This is a genomic window from Elusimicrobiaceae bacterium (assembly GCA_017528825.1).
Classification (GTDB): Bacteria; Elusimicrobiota; Elusimicrobia; order Elusimicrobiales; family Elusimicrobiaceae; genus Avelusimicrobium.
In genome coordinates, this window is the sequence record JAFXOI010000038.1 from 1 (window position 1) to 1,999 (window position 1,999).

Below are 1,999 nucleotides of genomic sequence, written 5' to 3' on the forward strand. Positions count from 1 at the left end.
AAAGCTTGTTCATTAATCTTACCGTCTGCGTCAAAGATGTTATATTTTGTTAAAGCTTCTTTGACAGCCGCCTCAGCCGCCGCTTGTTGTGCGGCTTGTTGGGCGCGCAGGGCTAAATCTTGCTGATAAGCTTTATAATAGGGGTTATTACGCAACTCAAACTTTTGCACACCCAGACGCAAGTGATCGAAGGCATGGCTGACGTTATAGAGTCCCATACGCCAGCTGATTGCGGCGGGGGAGAGTCCCTCACGCACTGCGGCCAGACGCACGCCTTCTTTACTGAGCAACATAGTTTGTTGCATTTGGATAAAACTATTAAATGCTTTTTGTTGCGCAGCCAATTTTTCCGAGATCTCGCCTACCGTTAATAAACGCGTTTCTGCACTCAGACTCGGCATCGGCAAACTCATCACACCCGGCAACCCTTTTTCTACTACCTTGGGATCTATTAACAACCCTTCCGCAGGTAACATGGACGTCCGCGCAACAGCTCCCGCCGTTTGCTCAATAGCCACCGGTGCCGCTTCGCTTACGGCCATCGCCGGAGACGCCGCCGTCAACATCCCCGCCGTCATAACACTCGTTATACCTTGGCGGATCTTACGACCAATACGCCATCCCTTAACTTTACTGCCTAATCCAAATGTATATTTATCTATTTTCGCCAAACGCGCTTGTTTGATTTGCGCACGCATCGCCGCACGTTGCGCCGCTTCTTCGTGGATTTTTTCCGCTTGCGCCAAATACGGATTTTCTTGCGCTACCGGCTCGGCTTCTACTACCGGTTTTGCCGCCGGCTTGACCGCCGCTGTTCTCACCGCACCGTCAGATACCACCGACTCATTACGGCCTACATTCGTCCATACCTGCACCGGCTGGTTCGCGCGTATCGGTTTACCGTCTAAACCGACTACATAACTGCGCTGTTGCCACACTTTCGCATCCGGACGCGCATACAAATATCCTTCATGCTCCACCGCACCCGACCCTTTCATGCGGCGAATTTGCTGACGACTAAATCCACTGCGCGGTCCTACTTCGCGCAACCCGTTCTGCTGCGCAAACACCGCACGTTCATATTGCTGCTGCCCGCGCTCAAATCCCGCCAAATCCAACTTCCCTTGCACACCTTCTATTACATGCGTCGGGTATTGCCCCTCTTGGCTTATATACAAATATCCGTCATATTCACGGATCCGGTTATTCTTCGCCAACCAGTCATACGCCTTCTGCTGCACCTCGCTGCGTACCCCGTTCTTCGGACCCAATTCATACAACTTGTTCTGCTGCGCATACTTCATCCGCATCGCCGCCTGCGGCGTTATCTCTCCGTTCATCGCCGCAGAGATATACCCCGGCACCTTCGTGTCCGCCGGCAAATACAAATACCCGCCGCGCTCTACCAAACTGCCGTTCTCACGCGCCCAGCTCACCAACAACTGCTCCGCTTCACTGCGCACCGCTCCAGACTCTCCTAACACCGCATATCCGTACTTGAGCGCATACCGCGTCGCTCCACGTTCACTGCTCCCTACACTCTTCAACCACTGCGGTACCTCAAACGCATGCGGCACATCCATCGCCGTTAATGCACGCGCTTTATCCCACGCACTCATCGGCACACGCTGCGATAACGAACGCCCTGCCTTCGCCCCCGCTCCACGTAAATACTGCGCATACCCCGCTCTCATCTGCGCCAACACCTCCGACTCCGCTATGCTGCGCCCCACTGAAGGTGTCAGTTTTATCTTCAACTTCCGCGCATTAAATACAAACTTCTCTCCTCTTAACTTCCAAAAACCTTCTACCCCGTATTTCCCTGCCCGCTGCGTGCGCACTACACTACGCATCTTACTCAATATGTTGGCAGAACTCCGCATCGCACGCGCATCCCGTACAATAAACATACCCGCACGGCACGCACTCAACCCTGCCCGCACCACACTCACCGCTACATCATACACCAACCACGTTAACCACGCTAAATCTACCCATT

Annotated in this window: 1 protein-coding gene; it reads right to left on the minus strand. The window is 53.5% G+C overall.

All coding sequences use genetic code 11. The features are described from left to right. Positions 1 to 1,999, minus strand: a 1,999-nt coding sequence (locus IKN49_06755) for a hypothetical protein (protein ID MBR3632736.1), incomplete at both ends; no start/stop codon positions are given.